This window comes from Bdellovibrionota bacterium, from assembly GCA_035292885.1.
Lineage (GTDB): Bacteria > Bdellovibrionota_G > JALEGL01 > JALEGL01 > DATDPG01 > DATDPG01.
On sequence record DATDPG010000074.1, the window covers coordinates 1 to 2,630 of the forward strand.

Sequence of the window (2,630 nt, forward strand, 5' to 3'; positions counted from 1 at the left end):
TCTCAAAAATTCCGACGCCTCCGCGCAGGTTCGAGCCAAGTCCGGACAGATTTCCGGCGTGGTCTCACTGGCCGGCGTAGCCCAGACCCACAGCGGTCAAGTCGTGTTTGCGTTCCTTTTCAACGACGTGTCCGGCCGTGAGTCGGCGATTCGGGACCTTGAAGACAGGCTGCTCGAAAAAATCGTTTCGTTCTGAGTTTCGGCCTTTTCCAACAGGCGAGGCCCCGGAATTCTCAGACGGTCCGGCCGACAGATCGTAAAACGCTCGCGGTCGAAATACTCCAGAAGCGGCACCGCGAACTTTCGGCTGACGCCGACGAGCGCCTTCCAATGGCCGATCGCCAACGTCGGTTGAGTCGAAAAATGAATTCCGAGTTTGGGAATGATCTTGTCGATGGGACCGCGGGCGCAGTAGAGATCGTCGGCGAGACGAACCGCCCTTTTCAATTGTTCGGCTTTCACCAAGAGCGAACGGATCTTTGAATCGGATTCGCCGAACGCGGCAGCAAGTTCGCTCACCGTGGGCGGTGAAAGCCCGGCGGATTCGAGACGGTCGAGCGCCGGGTGCGCTTTCGTTGGCTCGCGTGTATTCGACTGAAGTTTAGTGGGGGTCCGAAGGATCTCGCCGCTGGAGACGAGATCGTCAATGACTTCTTGGAGAACCCGTTTGCTCGCCAGGGGGAGGAAGTTCGAGAGGAGCTGAGCGGCGGACATTTCTTGGCGCCGGTCGATCTCCTCTTTGAGCTTGGTTCGAAGTTCGTCAAAGCTCTCTTGCGCGATCCAACAAGCTTCCCGGATGGATCGGATCTCATGGCGATCGGCGAGCCGACTCAACTGGCGCCTCGCCGATTCGACCGGAAAAGAGATCCGTTGTGCAAGCGACCCGGTCGTGCAGGGAAGACGAAGCGGGGCTTGATCGATCCAATGCGTGAGGCGTTGCGAAGGAGCCGCGCCCACGATTTGGGATAGCTCCGCTTTTCGGAGTGACAGAAGAGGACGGGGGTCGAGGACGACGCCGCCCCCGATCGTCCGGGTCGGTGTTTCGGTTCGGAGAATGATTCGGTCCCGGGCGCGCACGGCAATCGGAGTCACTAGCCGAAGTTCGCCGTATCGCTTCGATTCACTTTCAGGGTTCATCAAGATCAAACGTCCGGCTGCGTCTTGCGTGCCGGCCAAGGCCCGAATATGCGACAGCTCCTTTTGCGTCGGACGTCGGAACTCCTCTTTCGGTTCGAAGAACTCCACATGAAGTTTCTTCGTCGCCGTCACTTCTCCGGGGCGTACCAAAGTTTGACCGCGTCGAATCGCCGAACGATCCGGTCCGGCGAGATTTATGGCCACGCGCGTTCGGGGCTCGACCGATGGCACCGGTTGACCGAACACTTCGATACCGCGGACGGTGAGTTCGGCCCCCTCAGGTAACGCCACCAAGGTGTCGTTTACGTTCATCGGTGCGCCCGAGAGTGTACCGGTAACGACCGTTCCAAAACCTTGTTTCGTAAAGACTCGATCCACCGGCAGGAAGAGACATTCGTCGCCGGCGGAAACGGGGAGGGTTTGAGCCGAGGCGATCAAAGCGTTGCGCAAGGGTGTAAGTCCTTCTCCGTTCGTGGCATTGACCGGGAGAATCGGAGAGGATGCGAAGCCGAACGAATCCAGAAAATCACCGATTTCGACCTGCCGTTCCGCCACCCGGTCCGGGGACACGAGATCCGTTTTCGTGAGGGCGCAGACGGCTCGTTCGACTCCCAAGAGCCGGCAAATGTCGAGATGTTCCCTCGTTTGTGGGCGAATCCCCTCGTCGGCGGCGATGACGAGAAGAAGCAGGTCCATTCCGGTGGCGCCGTGGATCATCGTTCGGACAAATCTTTCGTGCCCCGGCACATCCACAACGCCGGCCATCAGATCGGGTCGTAGGTAGAGCGGCGCGAATCCGAGTTCGATCGATATGCCCCGGCGCTTTTCCTCGGGAAGACGGTCCGTGTCGACGCCGGTCAATGCCCGGACCAGCGTCGTCTTGCCATGATCCACGTGACCCGCCGTTCCTAAAACAAGTCGCCGCATCGGCGAATACTTATCATGTCCTTCAGTAGTTTCGAGATCGGACTCGAAATGACCTCAGCCAAATCCGAATTTCGCTTCGAATTCACCAAGTTGCACGCCGAGGTGCCATACGATAAAGTCTCGCGCCCCACGATGGCCCACGCTGAAAAAAGCGACATTTTGGTCGCCCGGTACGCCAGCCCCGAGATGGCGGAGCTTTTCTCGCGCGAACAGCGGATCCGTCTTTGGCGCCAGCTTTGGATTGCCTTGGCGGAAGCGGAGCACGAACTCGGCCTGCCGGTGACGAAGGCGCAGATTCAACAACTCAAGAAATACCGCGACAAGATCAACTGGGAGGTTGCGGAGAAGAAAGAGCGCGAAATCCGCCATGACGTAATGGCCCACGTTCACGCATACGCCGCACAGTGCAAACGGGCCGCCCCGATTATTCATTTGGGAGCGACCAGCGCCTACGTCACGGACAATGCGGACATCTTGTTGATCCGCGACGGTTTGAAATTGCTGGCCCGTAAAATGGCGACGGCGATCGACCGGCTCGCCACGTTCGCGGTCCGGGAACAGTCCAC

2 protein-coding genes are annotated in these 2,630 nt (G+C 59.0%); one reads left to right on the top strand and one right to left on the bottom strand.

What is annotated here, in order from left to right:
• Positions 1-96 precede the first annotated feature (96 nt).
• Positions 97-2,064, bottom strand: a complete 1,968-nt coding sequence (selB, locus tag VI895_05565; GenBank protein HLG19268.1) for a selenocysteine-specific translation elongation factor — start codon at positions 2,062-2,064, stop codon at positions 97-99.
• A 48-nt stretch (positions 2,065-2,112) separates the two neighbouring features.
• Here selB and VI895_05570 point away from each other — a divergent pair.
• Positions 2,113-2,630: hypothetical protein (locus VI895_05570; protein ID HLG19269.1), on the top strand; the 518-nt coding region annotated here is incomplete at its 3' end.

Coding starts and splice junctions, on each gene's coding strand:
- selB (HLG19268.1), bottom strand. CDS start 2,064: ATGCGGCGACTTGTTTTAGGAACGGCGGGTCACGTGGATCATGGCAAG.